Here is a 19,967-nt window from a genome sequence, read left to right on the forward strand (position 1 = left end):
CCCAGCCGCGACAACATCACCGCCAACGCCGCCTGCAACACCATGAACGCCGTCACACCCTCGGCCCGCGCCAACTCCACCAGCCGCCCATGGACCTCGGCAGGGACCCGCACTGGCACCCGATGACCGCTATGACCGGCCGCCGCAGGACGAACCCGATCCGCCGGGAGCAACAACTCGTCGGGAGCGCCGGCCAGTGTCGTCCGCCAGTAGTCCATCTGCGCCGACAGAAGACTCTCCGGGTCGGACTCCTTACCGAGGAGTTCGCGCTGCCACAACGCATAGTCGGCGTACTGCACCGGCAACGAATCCCAGACCGGCTCCCGGCCCTCAAGCCGCGCCGCATACGCCACCGCGACATCCCGCCCCAGCGGCACCATCGACCAGCCATCACCGGCGATGTGATGCACCACGACCACCAGCACCCGCACATCCGGACCGGCCTCGAACAACCACGCCCGGATCGGAACCTCAGCCGACAGATCGAAGGCATACCGCGACGCCTCACCCACCACCCGCAGCAAATCCCCGGCCTCCACCCGCGAGACCCGCAGATCCCACACCAACTCCTGCGGCTCGAGAATCCGCTGATACGGCTCACCCTCCACAGACGGGAACAGCGTCCGCAGCGACTCGTGACGGATGACCACGTCCCTCAAAGCCGCTCCGAGAGCACCGACATCGATCTCGCCTGTGAGTCGAATCGCAGCAGGGATGTTGTAGGTCGGGCTGGGGCCTTCCAACTGGCCGAGGAACCATAGCCGACGCTGGGCGAACGACAGCGGCACCCGCTCCGGACGCACCCCCGCCCGCAACGGCAGACGAACCCGGCCATCCCCGCCTGCGGCCACACGAGCAGCCAAACCCGCCACCGTCGGAGCCTCGAACAACGCCCGAACTTCCACCTCCACCCCAAGCAGAACCCGAACCCGCGACACCAACCGCGCCGCCAACAACGAATGCCCACCGAGATCAAAGAAGTTGTCCTCCACCCCCACCGCGTCCACACCTAGGACATCGGCGAACGCGCCGCAAAGGATCTCCTCCTGGACGCTGTTCGGCCCGCGGCCTTCACCGGTGCTGTATTCGGGCGCCGGTAACGCGCGGCGGTCGAGCTTTCCATTGGGGGTAAGCGGCAGTTCCGGTAAAGCCACCAGCGCGGACGGGACCATATACTCCGGCAACCGCGCCGCCACGAACCGACGTAGCTCTTCGGGAGCAGGGGCAGCCTGAGGATCGTCGGGGACGATGTAGGCGACTAAACGCTTGTCGCCGGGACCGTCCGCACGCGCTACCACGGCGACCTGGGACACGTCGGAATGGGTCAGCAGCGCCGCCTCTACCTCGCCAGGCTCGATTCGGAACCCTCGAACCTTCACCTGCTCATCCGCCCGGCCCGCGAACACCAGCTGACCGTCCGGAACCCACTTCGCCAGGTCCCCGGTGCGATACATGCGCTCACCCGGCGTCCCGAACGGACAGGCGACGAACCGCTCCCCCGTCAACCCCGGGCGTCCCGCATAACCCCGCGCCAACCCCACACCGGCGACATACAACTCCCCGGCCACGCCGATCGGCACCGGGCTGAGCGTCCCATCCAGCACATACAGCCGGGTGTTCGAGATCGGACGGCCGAACGGCACGGGGCCCGGACGGTCAGGATCCACGGGAGCAGCAGCGACCATCACCGTCGCTTCCGTCGGCCCATAGGTGTTCACCAGCCGCCGACCCGCAGACCACACTCGCGCCGCCTGCTCACTGATCGCCTCCGCACCCACCAGCAGCGTCTCCACCTGCGCCAGATCGACCGGGTCCACCACACCCAGCAGCGACGGCACCACACTCGCCGCCCCAACCCCGGCGAAGGCGCGAAGCAACCCAGGCTCCGCACGCTCACGATCACCCGCCACCCACAACGCCGCACCCTGCGACAACGCCACCGCCACATCCAGAACCGACGCATCGAAACTGAACGAGGCGAACTGCAACACCCCAACACCCGGCCCGGCACCCATCACCGGACCGAACACCGACACCAAATTCAGCAATGACCCATGCGAAACCGCCACGCCCTTCGGGATCCCAGACGACCCCGACGTATAAATCACATACGCAAGGCCGGTCGGGTGTACCTCGGTTGACGCCTCGAATGCAGGGTGTTCCGTAGACGGATAGGGCTGGTCCAATCGGACGGCTGGCACTCCGGCCAAGCCCTCTTCGCTGACGGCGTCCTCGGCCCGAACCGTCAGTACCAGCTCCGCACCACTGTCGGCGAGCATGAACGCGACCCGCTCGGGTGGAAGGTCCGCATCGATCGGCAGATATGCCGCGCCCGCCTTCCATACGGCCACGATCGCGGTCACCATTTGCGCCCCGCGCGGCAGGCACAGGCCGACCACCGATTCGGCGCCCACGCCACAACCACGCAGGTAGCGCGCCAGACGACCCGCCTCCGCGTCCAGTTCGCCGTAGGTCACCTCGACGCCGTCGGCGATCACCGCCACGGCACCCGGCTCAGCCGCCACCCACCGCTCGAACAACCCCACCACTGACGACCCCGACACGTCCGTCACGAGGCCGTTCCAGCCATTCAGCACCAGGTCGCGCTCATCCGCGTCCAGGACGTCCACCGCGTGAAGCCGAACGTCCGGGGTGGTGGTGACGGTCTCCAGCACACGGGCGAACCATTCGGCCAGCCGTGCAGCGGTCGCGCGGTCGAACAGATCCGTGGAGGCGACGACCGCGCCCCGCAGTCCCGCAGGACAGCCCTGCCCGTCGAACTCCTCCCCCACCGACACATCCAGATCGAATCTCGCCACCGTTTCCGGGCCGTCCGAACGCAGCGCCTCAGCGACCACGTCCGGCAAATCGAGCATTGCGCGATCGGTGTTCTGCACCGTCAACATCACCTGGAACAACGGATGCCGCGCCAGTGCTCGTTCGGGAGCCAATTCCTCCACGAGGCGCTCGAACGGCACGTCCTGATGTGCCAGCGCACCCAAACCCGCCTCACGCACCCGCCCAAGAACTTCCCTGAACTCGGGATCGCCCGACAGGTCGGTACGGATCACCAGCGTGTTGACAAAGAAGCCGACCAGATCGTCCACGGCCTCATCGGTGCGCCCCGCCACCGCCGAACCGATCGGAATGTCGGTGCCCGCTCCGAGGCGCGACAACGTCACCGCCAACGCCGCCTGCAACACCATGAATGTCGTCACGCCTTCGGCCCGAGCCAGCTCCACCAGCCGCCCATGGACCTCGGCCGATACACGTAACGGCACCCGATGACCGGCATGGCCGGCCGCCGCAGGACGAACCCGATCCGTTGGAAGCAGCAATTCCTCCGGGATCCCTGCCAAGGTCGTCCGCCAGAACTGCACCTGTGCCGAGAGGAGACTTTCGGGGTCGGACTCCTCACCGAGGAGTTCGCGCTGCCACAACGCATAGTCGGCGTACTGCACCGGCAACGAACCCCAGACCGGCTCCCGGCCCTCAAGCCGCGCCGCATACGCCACCGCGACATCCCGTCCCAACGGCACCATCGACCAGCCATCACCAGCGATGTGATGCACCACGACCACCAGCACCCGCACATCCGGACCGGCCTCGAACAACCACGCCCGGATTGGAACCTCCGCCGACAGATCGAAGGCATACCGCGACGCCTCACCCACCACCCGCAGCAAATCCCCCGCCTCCACCCGCGACACCCGCAGATCCCACACCAACTCCTGCGGCTCGAGAATCCGCTGATACGGCTCACCCTCCACAGACGGGAACAGCGTCCGCAGCGACTCGTGACGGATGACCGCGTCCCGCAGCGCGGACTCCAGGGCAACGACGTCCACTTCGCCGGTCAACTGGATCGCGAGTGGGATGTTGTAAGTCGGACTGGGGCCTTCCAACTGGCCAAGGAACCACAACCGACGCTGCGCGAACGACAACGGCACCCGCTCGGGACGCACCCCCGCCCGCAACGGCAGACGAACCCGGCCATCCCCGCCTGCGGTCACACGAGCAGCCAACCCCGCCACCGTCGGAGCCTCGAACAACGCCCGAACCTCCACCTCCACCCCAAGCAGAACCCGAACCCGCGACACCAACCGCGCCGCCAACAACGAATGCCCACCAAGCCGGAAGAAGTCGTCCTCCACCCCGACGGCGTCCAATCCGAGGACGTCGGCGAACGCGCCGCACAGGATCTCCTCCTGCACCGATGCAGGCCCCCGGCCGCCCACCCTTTCCGTGTATTCCGGAACGGGTAATGCCTTGCGGTCCAGCTTCCCGTTCGCGTTCAGCGGCAGTTCCGGTATCGCCATCAGCGCGGACGGGAGCATGTAGTCCGGCAACCGCCCCGCCAGGAACCGACCTAGCTCTTCATGGTCGGGGGCAGCCTGGAGGTCGGCGGGGACGACATAGGCGACAAGGCGTTTGTCTCCCGGGTCGTCTTCGCGCGCCACCACGGCGGCCTGGGTGATGTCCGAGTGCGCCAGCAGCGCGGCCTCGACCTCGCCGGGCTCGACGCGGAACCCTCGAATTTTCACCTGCTCATCCGCCCGGCCCGCGAAGACCAGCTGCCCGTCCGGAGCCCACTTGGCCAGGTCCCCAGTCCGATACATCCGCTCACCCGGCGCCCCGAACGGACAGGCGACAAACCGCTCCCCGGTTAACCCCGCACGTCCTGCATAACCACGCGCCAGCCCGGCACCGGCGACATACAACTCCCCGGCCACGCCCACAGGAACTGGACCAAGCGATCCGTCCAGCACAAACAACCGGGTATTGGAGATCGGACGGCCGAACGGCACCGGGCCGGGACGGTCGGGATCCACCTCAGCCGCCGCGACCATCACCGTCGCCTCGGTCGGCCCGTAGGTGTTCACCAATTGCCGACCCGCAGACCACACCCGCGCCGCCTGCTCGCTGATCGCCTCCGCACCCACCAGCAGCGTCTCAACCTGCGCCAGATCCGCTGGCTCCACCACCCCCAGCAACGACGGCACCACACTCGCCGTCCCCACCCCGGCGAAGGTGCGAAGCAGCCCAGGCTCGGCACGCTCACGATCACCCGCCACCCACAACGCCGCACCCTGCGACAACGCCACCGCCACATCCAGAACGGAGGCGTCGAAACTGAACGAGGCGAACTGCAAGACCCCAACACCAGGACCGGCACCCATCACCGGACCAAACACCGACACCAAATTCACCAGCGAGCGGTGCGACACCGCCACACCCTTCGGAACCCCCGACGACCCCGACGTATAAATCACATACGCCAAACCCAACCCACCCACAGCCACCGAAGACGAAACCCCAGCCCCCTCCGGAAGGAGGCCCGGCTCGTCCACACACACGGCCGGAACTCCCGCGAAACCGTCAACCGTTCCCTCGCTCCGAACCGTCAGAACAAGCTCAGCGCCACTGTCGGCGAGCATGAACCCGACCCGCTCGGACGGAAGGCCCGCATCGATCGGCACATACGCCGCCCCCGCCTTCCACACACCCAGAATCGCGGTCACCATCTGCGCACCGCGCGGCAGGCACAACGCCACCACCGACTCCGCGCCCACACCCATGTCGCGCAGATACCGCGCCAGACGACCCGCCTCCACATCCAACTCGCCATAAGTCACCTCGACACCATCGGCGACCACCGCCACCGCACCCGGCCCAGCCGCCACCCACCGCTCGAACAACCCCACCACCGAAACACCCGCAACCTCGACCGCAGTGTCGTTCCAGCCGTTCAGTACCAGGTCGCGCTCATCCGCGTCCAGGACGTCCACGGCGTGAAGCCGAACGTCCGGAGTCGCGGTCACGGTGTCCAGCACACGCAGCAGCCAGCCCGCCAGCCGCTCAGCCGTCCTACGCTCGAACAGATCCGAGGACGCGACGACCACACCCCGCAGACCGGCAGGACGGCCCTCCTCGTCGAACTCCTCCCCCACCGACACATCCAAATCGAACTTCGCAATTGCGGTCGCCCGGTCGAACGACGGCACGCCCACGTCGACACCCGGCAAATCGAGCACCGCCCGGTCGGTGTTCTGCACCGTCAGCATCACCTGGAACAACGGATGCCGCGCCATCGACCGCGACGGCGCGAGCTCCTCCACCAGCCGCTCGAACGGCACATCCTGATGCGCCAGCGCACCCAAACCCGCCTCACGCACCCGCCCAAGAACCTGACGGAACTCCGGATCACCCGACAGATCAGTACGGATCACCAGCGTGTTGACGAAAAAGCCCACCAGATCATCCACAGCCTCATCGGTACGCCCCGCCACCGCCGAACCAACCGGAATATCGATGCCCGCACCCAGCCGCGACAACGTCACCGCCAACGCCGCCTGCAACACCATGAACGCCGTCACACCCTCGGCCCGCGCCAGCTCCACCAGCCGCCCATGGACCTCGGCCGGGACGCGCAACGGAATCCGGTGGCCCCGATGGGTCGCGGTCGGAGGTCGGAGCCGGTCGACCGGTAGTGCCAGTTCTTCCGGGGCGCCGGCCAGTGCCGTCCGCCAGTAGCCGATCTGGGCCGACAGCAGACTGTCCGGATCGGACTCCTCCCCCAGCAGTTCTTGCTGCCAGAGCGCGTAGTCCGCGTACTGCACGGGCAGCGGCTCCCATGCCGGGGCTTCGCCGTGCAGCTGCGCCGCGTACGCCGTCGACAGGTCCCGGCCGAGCGGCCCTATGGACCATCCGTCGCCGGCGATGTGGTGCATCACCACGATCAGCACGTGGTCGGCGGGGCCGGTTCGGAGCAGCCACGCGCGGATCGGCAATTCCTCCGAAAGGTCGAACGCGTAATGCGCGGCCTGGTCTGCGAGATCCTCCAATTCCGCGGTATCGACCTCCGACACCTGAAGGTCCCATTCCAGATCCTGCGGGTCGACGATCCGCTGGTGCGGCTCGCCGTCCGTGGACGGGAACAGCGTCCGCAGCGACTCGTGCCGGACGAGCACGTCCCGCAGCGCCGCGTTCAGGGCGCCGGGCTCCACGTCGCCGGTCAGGTGGAGGACGAGCGGGATGTTGTAGGTCGGGCTCGGGCCGTCCAGCTCGGCCAGGAACCAGAGCCTCCGCTGAGCGAACGACAGCGGGACGCGGGCGGGGCGGGCGCCGGCGCGCAACGGCACCCGGACCCGTCCCACCTCGGGTCCTGCGAGACGCGCGGCCAGCCCGGCGACCGATGGCGTCTCGAACAGCATCCGCAAGGGGACTTCCACGCCCAGCAAAGCGCGCACTCGCGACACGAGCCTGACCCCGAGGAGGGAATGGCCGCCCAAGTCGAAGAAGCCGTCGTCTACCCCGACCGCGTCCAGCCCGAGCACCTGGGCGTACGCCCCGCAGAGGATTTGTTCGTGCACCGTGGCCGGGGGCCGTCCGGTCCCGGCGCCGGACGTGACGGCGGGTGCGGGCAGGGCCGCGCGGTCGAGTTTGCCGTTCGCGGTCAGCGGGAGAACGGGCAAGGCGACGACAACCGCGGGCACCATGTAGTCGGGGAGCCGCTGCGCCAGGAATTCCCGCAGCTCACCGCTGTGGGGGGCGCCGGTGGCGGTGTCGGCCTGGACGACGTAGGCGACGAGCCGTTCGTCGCCCGGGGCGGTCTCCCAGGCGAGCACGGCGGCCTGGGACACGACGGGATGGGCCAGCAGGGCGGCTTCGACCTCGCCGGGTTCGATGCGGAATCCGCGGATCTTCACCTGCGCGTCGGCGCGGCCCGCGAACACCAGCTGACCGTCCGCGGCCCATTTCACCAGGTCACCGGTCCGGTACATCCGCGTCCCGGCCGGGCCGAAGGGGCAGGCGACGAACCGTTCCCCGGTCAGGGCCGGGCGGCCCGCGTATCCGCGTGCCACTCCGGTGCCGGACACGTACAGCTCGCCCACGACGCCTGGCGGCACCGGGCTCAGCGCATCGTCCAGGACGTACATCGGCACGCCCGGGATCCCGCGGCCGATCACACTCCCGGACCGTCCGTCGCCCGGGCCCAGTCGGCGGTGCGTGGCGTGCACGGTCGTCTCGGTGATCCCGTACATGTTCACCAAAGAGGTGCCGCCGTCGTGGCGGGTCCACCAGCCGTCCAGGCGGGACGGGTCCAGCGCCTCGCCGCCGAACACGACCAGCCGCAGGGCGGCCGGGCTGAACTCCTCCGTGGCGAGGAGCTGGTACACCGCCGACGGGGTCTGGCTGAGGACCGTTACCCGCTCGCGTTCCAGCAACCGGGAGAACTGCTGCGGCGAGCGGGAGACCTCGAACGGGACCACGACGACCCGCGCCCCGTGCACCAGGGCGCCCCACAGTTCCCATACCGAGAAGTCGAACGCGAACGAATGGAAGCAGCTCCATACGTCGGACGGGACGAGGCCGAACAGTTCCCGCGTCGAGGCGAACAGGCCCACGACATTGCGGTGGCTGACCATCACACCTTTCGGCCGGCCCGTCGAGCCGGAGGTGTAGATCAGGTAGGCCGGGTGGTCGGGGCGCGTGTTCCGAGGCACCGGCGTGGCGTCCAGGGCGGCTGATTCCGTCGCTGATCCCGGGTCGTCCACGACGGTCACCGGCACATCGGCGGGCACCTGGCCGCTGACCTGCGGCAGGCATTCCACCGAGGTCAGCACACAGGCCGCCCCGGAATCGCCCAGCACGTATCGCACACGCTCGGACGGATAGCGCGGATCGATCGGCAGATACGCCGCCCCGGCCTTCAGGACCGCGAGCAACGCGACCACGATGTCCGCTCCGCGTTCCATCATCACCGCGACGATCGACTCCGCGTCCACTCCCGAAACGCGCAGATGACGTGCCAGCCGGTTCGCCGCGACGTCGAGTTCGGCGTATGTCAGCTCGTCGTTCTCCGCCACCACCGCGACCGCGTCCGGGTCGGCCGCCACCCATCGCTCGAACAGGTCGACAATGGTCGATTCCGAATCGCCGGCGTCCGCTGCCGCGTCATTCCAGTCGTCGAGGATCTGGGACCGTTCGTCCTCGGTAAGGACATTCACCGAGTGGAGGGAAACGTCCGGAGTGGTGATGACCGTCTCCAGCACGCGGGCGAACCATCCGGTCAGCCGTTCCGCGGTCGCGCGGTCGAACAGGTCGGTGGACGCGACCACCGCGCCCCGCAGACCCGCCGGACAGCCCTGCCCGTCGAACTCCTCCCCCACCGACACGTCCAGATCGAACTTCGCGATCGCGGTCGTCCGGTCGTACGACGGCACGCCTACGCCGACGCCCGGCAATTCGAGCACCGCCCGGTCGGTGTTCTGCACCGTCAGCATCACCTGGAACAACGGATGCCGCGCCATCGACCGTGACGGCGCCAGCTCCTCCACGAGGCGCTCGAACGGCACATCCTGGTGCGTCAACGCCTCCAGGCCCGCTTCGCGCACCCGCCCGAGGACCCGCCGGAACTCCGGATCGCCGGACAGGTCGGTACGGATCACCAGCGTGTTGACGAAGAAGCCCACCAGATCGTCCACGGCCTCATCGGCGCGTCCCGCCACCGCCGTCCCGATCGGGATATCGGTGCCCGCACCCAGCCGCGACAACGTCACCGCCAACGCCGCCTGCACCACCATGAACGCCGTCACACCCTCGGCCCGCGCCAGCTCCACCAGCCGCCCATGCACTTCGGCCGGGACCCGCAACGGCACCCGATGACCGACATGACCGGCCACCGCCGGACGGACCCGGTCCACGGGCAGCGCCAGCTCCTCGGGCGCCCCGGCCAGCGCCGTCCGCCAGTAATCCATCTGTGCCGACAGCAGACTCCCGGGATCGGACTCGTCGCCGAGCAGCTCGCGTTGCCACAGCGCGTAATCGGCGTACTGGACGGGCAGCGGCTCCCACTCCGGCGTCTCGCCGCGTCGCCGGGCGGCGTAGGCCGACGACACGTCCCGGCTCAGCGGGCCGGTCGACCATCCGTCTCCCGCGATGTGGTGCATCGCCACCACAAGGACCCGCTCATCAGGCCCGGACTGGAGCAGCCACGCCCGGATCGGGATCTCGGCCGACAGGTCGAAGGCATACCGCGACGCCTCGCCCACCACCCGCGCGAGGTCCCGGGCCTCCACCTCGGACACCTGGAGGTCCCATTCCAGCTCCTGCGGGTCGAGGATCCGCTGGTAGGGCTCGGCCTCGGCGGACGGGAAGATCGTGCGCAACGACTCGTGACGGACGATCACATCCCGCAACGCCGTGGTCAGCGCCGCCACGTCCAGCTCGCCCGTCAGACGGACCACGACGGGGATGTTGTAGGTCGGGCTGGGCCCTTCCAGCTGCGCCAGGAACCAGAGCCGCCGCTGCGCGAACGACAACGGCACCCGCTCGGGACGCACGCGCGCCCGCAGCGCCGCACGCGCCCGTCCGACATCCGGCCCCGCCAGCCGCGCCGCCAACCCCGCGACCGTCGGCGCCTCGAACAGCGCCCGGACCCCGATCTCCACGCCCAGCGCGGACCTGATCCGCGACACGAGCCTGGCCGCCAGCAGTGAGTGGCCGCCCAGGTCGAAGAAGCCGTCGTCCACCCCGACCGCGTCCAAGCCCAGGACGTCGGCGAACGCACCGCAGAGGATCTCCTCCTGTGCGGTCGCCGGGCCGCGGCCCGCTCCCGCAGCGGCGGCGTAGTCCGGCGCCGGGAGGGCCCGGCGATCCAGCTTGCCGCTCACCGTCAGAGGCAGATCCGCCAGGAGCACCATCGCGGCAGGCACCATGTACTCCGGCAGGCGCTCGCCTGCGAACTCCCGGAGTTCGGACGTGTCGATGTCGGCGGGGGTGACATAGGCGACAAGCCGCTTGTCCCCCTGGGTGTCCTCCCGGGTGACCACCGCCGCCTGCGCGACATCCGGGTGACTCCGCAGGACGGCCTCGACCTCGCCCGGCTCGATCCGGAAGCCCCGGATCTTCACCTGGTCATCGGCGCGCCCGACGAACATCAACCGGCCGTCCCGCGTCCACTTGCCCAGGTCACCGGTCCGGTACATCCGCTCGCCCGGCGACGCACCCCACGGGCACGCCACGAACCGCTCACCCGTCAGAGCCGACCGTCCCACATACCCCCGGGCCACACCGCCACCCGCCACATACAACTCACCCACCACACCGACAGGAGCCGGATTGAGGGCGTCGTCCAGGACGAACACACGCGTGTTCACCATCGGCGTGCCGATCACCGGATCATCCCCGGCCACCAGCGGCGCCGACATCGACGCGCACACCGTCGTCTCCGTCGGACCATACGCATTGATCAGACGACGACCCGGCGCCCACACCCCCACCAGACCCGCATCCAAAGCCTCACCCGCCGACACCAGCGTCTCCACCGAACCCAGATCCGCCTCGTCCAACGCGCCCAGCACCGCAGGCGGCAGCGTCGCATGCGTCACGCCCTGCCCGGCCACCACCCCTGCCAGCCCCGCACCCGGGATCAGCTCATCCGCCGACGCCATCACCAGCGCCGCACCCGAGCACAACGTCACCAGCACCTCAGACACCGCCGCATCGAACCCCGCCGACGCGAACTGCAACACCCGCGAACCCCACCCCACCTCGAAATGCCGCGACTGCCCGACCACCAGATTCACCACACCGCCATGCGTCACCCCCACACCCTTCGGCGTCCCCGTCGAACCCGACGTATAGATCACATACGCCAGACCCGACAGGTCCACCGCAGCAGTCGGGGACGCATCCGGATAGGCCCCCAGCAGGACGGCGGTCGTCGGGTCGTCGATGGCGACCGTGCGGACGTTCCCGGTCGGGAGACCGTCGAGCGCGTCCCGGGTACCCAGCACCAGCCGCGCCCCGCTGTCGGCCAGCATGAACGCCACCCGCTCGGCGGGCAGCCGCACGTCGACGGGCAGGTACGCCGCGCCCGCCTTCAGCACCCCCAAGATCGCGACCACCGCGTCCGCGCCGCGCGGCAGGCACAGCCCCACGACCGACTCGGCACCCACCCCCACGTCGCGCAGGTAGCCCGCGAGACGGTTCGCGGCGGCGTCCAGGTCGGCGTACGTCAGCCCGGCGCCGTCCGCCACCACGGCCTCCGCTCCGGGTGTGAGGGCCGCCTGCCGCTCGAACAGCTCGACCACCGAGGCGCGGCCGACGTCGGCCCGGGTGTCGTTCCAGTCGCGCAGGAGCTGGTCGCGTTCGCCGGCCCCGAGCACGTCGACCGCGTGGACGGCGATGCCGGGGGCCGCGGTCACCGCGTCCAGGACCCGGATCCACCTCTGGGCGACGGCCTCGGCCGTGGCGGGCTCGAACAGGTCCGACGCGGCCGTCAGCGAGCCGCGGATCCCGGCCGGGCGGCCCTGCTCGTCGAACGTCTCCCGGACGACCACGTCGATGTCGAACTTGACCGGGACCGTGGCGGGTCCGCCGGTGGGCGGGGTCGTGCCGGAGACGCGCAGGCCGGGCAGTTCGAGCGCCGCGCGGCGGGTGTTCTGGACGGTCAGCCCCACCTGGAACAGCGGATGCCGTGCCAGTGACCGCTCGGGTGCCAGCTCCTCCACCAGCCGCTCGAACGGGACGTCCTGGTGTTCGAAGGCGCCCAGGCTCGCGTCGCGGACCCGGGCCAGGACCTGGCGGAACGGCGGACGGCCCGACAGGTCCGCCCGGATCACCAGGGTGTTGACGAAGAAGCCGACGAGGTCGTCCAGCGCCTCGTCGGTGCGTCCGGCGACGCCCGCGCCGACGGGGACGTCGGTTCCGGCGCCGAGGCGGGAGAGCAGGACGGCCAGCGCCGCCTGCAACGCCATGAACGTCGTGGCGTTCTCGGCGCGGGCGAGGCCGGTGAGCCGTTCGTGCACGTCGGCGGGGACGAGCACCGGCACGCGGTGACCGAGGTGGGCCGGGACGGCCGGGCGGGGCCGGTCCACCGGCAGGGGCACTTCCTCGGGCGTCCCGGCCAGGGCGCGCCGCCAGTACTCCACCTGCGCCGACAGCAGGCTCTCCGGGGAGGACTCCTCGCCCAGGAGGTCCCGCTGCCACAGCGTGTAGTCGGCGTACTGGACGGGCAGCGGTTCCCAGTCCGGTTCCTCTCCGCGTGCGCGTGCCGCGTACGCCAGGGACACGTCCTTCGCGAGCGGCGCCATGGACCAGCCGTCACCGGCGATGTGGTGGACGAGGACGACGAGCAGGGACTCCCCGGAGGAGGCGGGTCCGGGCTCGTCCGGGCCGTCGGCGCCGGTCAGGAACAGCCACGCGCGGATCGGCATCTCGTCCGACAGGTCGAAGGTGTGGCGCGCGGCCTCCTGGGCGGCTTGGAGCAGCCCGCCGGGCGGGACGGAGCGGACGATCAGCTCCCAGTCGAGGTCGCGGGCGTCCAGGATGCGCTGGTACGGCTCGCCGCCGACGGCCGGGAAGACGGTGCGCAGCGCCTCGTGGCGGCCGATGACGTCCCGGAGCGCCGCGTCCAGGGCCGCCACGTCCACGTTCCCCTCGATCGCGACGCTCAGGGGGACGTTGTAGGTGCGGCTCGGCCCTTCCAGCTGGCTGAGGAACCACATCCGGCGTTGCGCGAACGAGAGCGGCACCCGTTCCGGGCGGTGCCCCTTGCGTAGGGCCGCGCGGACGGGGTCCTTCCCGGGGGCCGCGATCCGGGCGGCCAGTCCGGCGGGCGTCGGCGTCTCGAACAGTGTGCGGATCTTGAGTTCGGCGCCGAGCTCGGTCCTGATCCGCGACAGCAGCCGGATCGCGAGCAGGGAGTGGCCGCCCAGGTCGAAGAAGCCGTCGTCCACGCCGACCGCGTCCCGTTCGAGGATCTGCGCGAAGATGCCGCAGAGGGCGGCCTCGGTCTCGTCGGCGGGTTCCCGGCCGGTGCCCGCGGCCTCCTCCGGGGCGGGCAGGGCGCGGCGGTCGAGCTTCCCGTTGGCGGTGAGCGGCAGGTCCGCGACGACGACCTCGGCGGCGGGGACCATGTGGTCGGGGAGCCGCCGTCCGACGTACTCCCGCAGCCCCCCGTTGAGGGGTTCGGTGCCGCTGGGCACGACGTAGGCGACGAGACGCCCCTCGCCCGGACGGTCCTCGCGGACGACCACCGCGGCGCGGGACACGCCCGGGTGGGTGAGCAGCACGGCCTCGATCTCGCCGGGCTCGACCCGGAATCCGCGGACCTTCACCTGCTGGTCGGCGCGGCCGACGAACACCAGCTGCCCGTCGCGGGTCCACCGGACGAGGTCCCCGGTGCGGTACATGCGCTCGCCGGAGCCGTACGGGCAGGCCACGAACCGCTCGCCCGTCAGGCCGTACCGTCCCACGTAGCCGCGGGCGACGGCGGTGCCCGCGACGTACAGCTCGCCGGGCACCCCGACCGGCGCCGCGGCCAGGACGTCGTCGAGGACGAACAGCCGGGTGTTGGCGATGGGCGTGCCGATCGGGACGACGCCCTCGGACGTGGTGGCGGGCGACAGCTCGGCGGTGGCCACCCCGATGGTGGTCTCGGTCGGGCCGTAGTGGTTGAACACCCGCCGGGTCCCGGCGGCGCGGAGCAGGCCGTCCACCCACGCGGCCGGGGCCGCCTCCCCGCCGAGGACCATCGAGCGCGCGGGGAGGACGGCGCCCGCGCCCGCGCCGGCGGACAGGGCCGCCAGGTGCGACGGCACGCCCTTGACGAAGTCGATCCGATGCGCGCGCAGGTATCCGGTGACCGCGTCCGGGTCCACCGCGGCGTCGGGGTCCAGGACGTGCAGTTGCCCGCCGGTGGCCAGGCTGATGAACACCACGGTGTTGCCGAGGTCGGTCACCTGCGGTTGCAGGAGCGCGTACCGTGCCCCGGCGCCGCCCCATCCGAGGCGGCCGGACACGGAGGCGACGTAGTTCGCGAGTGACCCGTGGGTGACGGCCACGCCCTTCGGCGTCCCCGTCGATCCGGACGTGTAGATGACGTACGCCAGCCCGTGCCGGTCCGCCGCGGGCGAGGACGGGGGCGTCGGCGGCGGCGCGGCGGCGGGCGGCTCCTCCGCCGCGGGGTCACCGAACCGGAGCACCGGGACGCCGGGCGGGCACCACGGCGGCGTGTCCCCGGCGCCGCGGTCCGCCAGGACCACCCGCGCGCCGCTGTCGGTGAGCATGAACGCGATCCGCTCGGCGGGCGCCTGCCCGTCGAGCGGGAGGTAGGCGGCCCCCGCCTTCCACACCGCCAGGATCGCGGTGATCATCTGGAGGCCGTGGGGCAGGCACAGCCCGACCACCGACTCCGGTCCGGCGCCCGTGCCGCGCAGCCGCGCCGCGAGCCGGGCGGCGGCGTCGTCCAGCTCCCGGTAGGTCACGCGGGTGCCGCCCGCGACGACCGCCGTCGCGTCGGGCGCCGCGGCGGCCCGCTCCTCGAACAGGCGCGTCACCGGCGGGTGCGCGCCGGGGAGCGCGGTGTCGTTCCACCGGCGCAGCACCCGGTCCCGCTCCTCGGCGTCGAGGACGCCGACCGCGTGGAGCCGCGTCCCGGGGTCGGCCGTCACCGTCTCCAGCACGCGGACGAACCAGGCGGCGAGCCGGGAGGCCGTCGCGGCGTCGAACAGGTCGGCGGACGCGGTGACGAACGCGCGGAGCCCGGCGGGGCGGCCCTCGTCGCCGAACGTCTCCCCGATCGTCACGTGCAGGTCGTAGCGGGCCGCCGACCCGGTCGCGGCACCCGGCGCGGACGCGGGGGTCACGGCGTCGACGCCGGGCAGCTCCAGCACCGCCGTCTCGGTGTTCTGCATGGTGAGCATGACCTGGAACAGCGGATGCCGGCCGAGGGAGCGTGTCACGGCCAGCTCCTCGACGAGCCGCTCGAACGGCACGTCCTGGTGGGCGAGCGCGTCGAGGGTCGTCTCCCGCACCTGGGCCAGCAGCCGCCGGAACTCCGGGTCGCCGGCCAGGTCCGTCCGGATCACCAGCGTGTTGACGAAGGACCCGACGAGGTCCTCCAGGGCCTCGTCGGCGCGTCCCGCGACCGGGATCCCGATGGGCACGTCCGTGCCCGCGCCGAGCCGCGACAGCAGCACCGCCAGCGCGGCCTGCACCACCATGAACGGGGTCACGCCCTCGGCGCCGGCCAGCCGGACGAGCCGCCGGTGGGTCCCCGCGGAGACCTGGAACGGCACCCGGTGCCCGCGGTGGCCGGCCGCCGCCGGGCGCGGGCGGTCCGCCGGGAGCGCCAGCTCCTCGGGCGCGCCGGACAGGGCCCGGCGCCAGTACTCCACCTGCGTGGACAGCAGGCTCTCCGGGTCGGTCTCCTCGCCCAGCAGGTCCCGCTGCCACAGCGCGTAGTCGGCGTACTGCACCGGCAAGGGTGCCCAGCCCGGGGCCTCGCCGAGGGCCCGCGCCGCGTAGGCGGCGGACACGTCACGTCCGAGCGGGGTCATCGACCAGCCGTCGGCGGCGATGTGGTGCAGCACCAGGACCAGGGTGTACTCGTCGTCCGCGGTCTGGAACAGCCACACCCGGATCGGCGTCTCGGAGGCCAGGTCGAACGCGTGCAGGGCCGCCTCGGCGACGGCGCCGTCCAGCTCCGCGGGGTCCACCCGGCGGAGCGCCACGTCCCCTCCCGCGTCCTCCGGGGCGAGGATCCGCTGGTAGGGCTCGCCGTCGGCGGCGGGGAAGACGGTCCGCAGCGACTCGTGGCGCCCGATGACGTCCCGCACCGCGGCGCGCAGCGCGGCGACGTCCAGCGGCCCCGTGAGCCGGAGGACGGCGGGGATGTTGTAGGTCGGGCCGGGGCCCTCCAGCTGGTCGACGAACCACAGCCGGCGCTGCGCGAACGACAGCGGCGGACGATCCGGGCGCGCCCCGGCCGCCAGCGGCGGGCGGGTACGGCCGGTGTCCGCTTCCGCGATCTCCGCGGCGAGCCCGGCCACCGTCGGCCTCTCGAACAGCACCCGCAGCGGCAGCTCCACGCCCAGGGCCGCGCGGAGCCGCGCGACCAGCCGGGCCCCGAGCAGGGAGTGCCCGCCGAGGTCGAAGAAGCCGTCGTCGACACCGACCGCGTCGAGCCCCAGCACGTGGGCGAACGCGCCGCCGACGATCTCCTCCCGCACAGTCGCCGGAGCGCGGCCCGTCCCGGCATCGGCCGTGTGGTCGGGGACGGGCAGGGCCCCGCGGTCGAGCTTCCCGCTGGCGGTCAGGGGCAGCTCGGCCAGCGCCACGACGGCGGCGGGCACCATGTACTCCGGCAGCCGCCGGGCCGCGAACTCCCGCAACGCGGCGCCGTCGACCGCCGGGCCGCCGTCCGCTCCCCCGTCGGCGCCCGCTTCGGCGGGGACGACGTAGGCGACGAGCCGCCGGTCGCCCGGGACGTCCTCGCGCGCGACCACCGCGATCCGCGCCACCGCCGGGTGGGCGCGCAGGACCGCCTCGATCTCCCCGGGCTCCACCCGGAACCCGCGGATCTTCACCTGCTCGTCGGCGCGGCCCACGAACACCAGCTGCCCGCCGCCCGTCCACCTCACCACGTCGCCGGTGCGGTACATCCGCTCGCCGGACGGCCCGAACGGGCAGGCCACGAACCGCTCGCCCGTCAGGCCCGCGCGGTTCGCGTAGCCCCGGGCGAGCTGCACTCCGGCCAGGTACAGCTCACCCGGGACGCCCGGCCCCACCGGCTTCAGATGGCCGTCCAGGACGTGCACGCGGGTGTTGGCCACCGGCGCGCCGATCGGCACGGGCCCCTCGTCCTGCCCGGCAAGGCACCGCCAGGCGGTGACGTCGACGGCGGCCTCCGTCGGTCCATAGAGGTTGTGGAGTTCGACACCATCGAACGCGTCAAAGAAACGCGTCTGCAATTCCAGCGGCAATACCTCGCCGCTGCACATCACCTTTCGCAGGCTCGGGAGCCCGCCCACGCCGGGATCCAGCAGGAACGCGTCGAGCATGGACGGCACGAAATGCAGGATGCCCACCTGCTGCTCGCGCACCAGATCCGCGACGTAGATCGGATCCCGGTGGCCTCCGGGCCGCGCGACCACCAGCGTGGCACCCGAGATCAGCGTGCACCAGAATTCCCAGACGGAAACGTCGAAGACGGTGGGGGTCTTCTGCATGACCCGGTCCCCGGGGCCGATCTCGTAATGGCCGCGCATCCACTCCAGGCGGTTCACGATGGCGCGGTGGCCGACCAGCACGCCCTTCGGCCGTCCCGTCGACCCGGACGTGTAGATCACGTACGCGGCGGACCGGCCGTCGAGGCTCCGGCGTGCGCGTCCGCCGCCGTCGGGGACCGACCAGCGCGCCACCGTGTCCGGGTCGTCCAGGACCAGCGCGGGCGCCGCGTCCTCCAGCAGCAGCGCCACCCGGTCGGCCGGGTACCCCGGGTCGACCGGCAGGTACGCGGCCCCGGCCTTCAGCACGCCCAGCAGCGCCACGACCAGCTCCACGCCGCGGTCCAGCGCCACCGCCACGACCGACTCCGCCCCCACCCCCCGGCCGGTCAGGTGCCGGGCCAGCCGGTCCGCGCGGGCGTCCAGCTCCGCGTAGGTCAGCCCGGTCCCCTCGAACACGACGGCCACCGCGTCCGGGGAGCGCCGCGCCTGGGCCTCGAACAGGTCCGGCAGCGTCCCCGGCGGGATCTCCGCCGCCGTGTCGTTCCAGTCCGCGACGACCTGCGCCCGCTCGTCCTCCGACAGCACGTCCACCGCGTGCAGCCGCACGTCCGGGACGGACGTCACCACGTGCAGCACCCGCGCGAACCACCGCGCGATCCGGGCGGCGGACGGCGGGTCGAACAGGTCCGCGGCGCCGATGACCGTCCCGCGCAGCCCGGCGGGGCGGCCCCGGCCGTCGAACGTCTCCTCCACCGCCACTTCCACGTCGAACTTCGCCACCGGCATGCCGGACGGGAGCGGCCGGGCGGTGACGCCGGCCAGGTCCAGCGACGCCTCGCCCGCGTTCTGCAGGACGAGCATCACCTGGAACAGCGGGTGGCGGGCCAGCGACCGGGCCGGCGCCAGCTCCTCCACCAGCCGCTCGAACGGGACGTCCTGGTGCGCGAAGGCGTCCAGGGTCGTGCGGCGCAGCCGCGCCAGCGCCAGCCGGAACCGGGGGTCGCCGGAGAGGTCCGCACGGATCACCAGCGTGTTGACGAAGAACCCGACCAGGTCGTCCAGCGCCTCGTCGGTGCGCCCGGCGACCGCGGAGCCGATCGGGACGTCGGTTCCGGCGCCCAGCCGCGACAGCAGCACCGCCAGCGCCGTCTGGAGCACCATGAACGGGGTCACGCTCTCGTCCCGCGCCAGCTCCACCAGCCGCCGGTGCGTCTCCGCGGGCACCTCGAACGGCGCGCGGTGCCCGCGGTGGCCCGCCACCGCCGGACGCGGCCGGTCCGCGGGCAGCGTCAGCTCCTCCGGTATCCCGTCCAGGGCGCGCCGCCAGTAGGCCAGCTGGATCGACGAGCGGCTGCCCGGGTCGGACTCCTCCCCCAGCAGCTCCCGCTGCCACAGCGTGTAGTCGGCGTACTGCACCGGCAGCGGCTCCCAGCCCGGCGCGTCGCCCCGCAGCCGCGCCGCGTACGCCACGGCCAGGTCCCGTCCCAGCGGCCGGTGCGACCACGCGTCGGTCGCGATGTGGTGCAGCACCAGCAGCAGGACGTGCTCGTCCGCGGCGGTCTGGAGCAGCCACGCGCGGATCGGCACGTCCGCGGACAGGTCGAAGACGTGCCGTCCCGCCGCGGCCACGGCGTCCGGCACGTCCTCCGGCGCGGCCTGGCGGAGCTGGAGGTCCCAGTCGAGCTCGCCCGGCGCGAGGATCCGCTGGTGCGGCTCGCCGTCCACGGCGGGGAAGACCGTGCGCAGCGACTCGTGGCGCTCCAGGACGTCCCGCAGCGCGGTGCCCAGCGCCACGACGTCCAGCGGACCGCGCAGTTCCATGGCGATGACGCTGTTATAGGCGCGGCCCGCGCCTTCGAGCTGGGCCAGGAACCATAAGCGGCGCTGTGCGAACGACAACGGGATCATCGAAGTGTCTCCTTATGCGGCGGACGCCGCACCGAAGAG

The 19,967-nt window shown here is 71.7% G+C and carries 1 protein-coding gene (only partly in view); it reads right to left on the bottom strand.

Annotation, left to right across the window (positions count from 1 at the left end; all coding sequences use genetic code 11):
• Positions 1-19,928: the 5' portion of a non-ribosomal peptide synthetase gene (locus AGRA3207_RS11620; RefSeq protein ID WP_273700030.1), read on the bottom strand. The gene continues 15,604 nt to the left of window position 1, outside the view; only the first 19,928 of its 35,532 coding nucleotides appear in the window; its start codon is at positions 19,926-19,928; the stop codon falls past the left edge of the window.
• Between the last annotated feature and the right edge of the window lie 39 nt (positions 19,929-19,967).

The sequence above is a fragment of the Actinomadura graeca genome, from assembly GCF_019175365.1.
In the GTDB taxonomy this organism is placed as follows: domain Bacteria; phylum Actinomycetota; class Actinomycetes; order Streptosporangiales; family Streptosporangiaceae; genus Spirillospora; species Spirillospora graeca.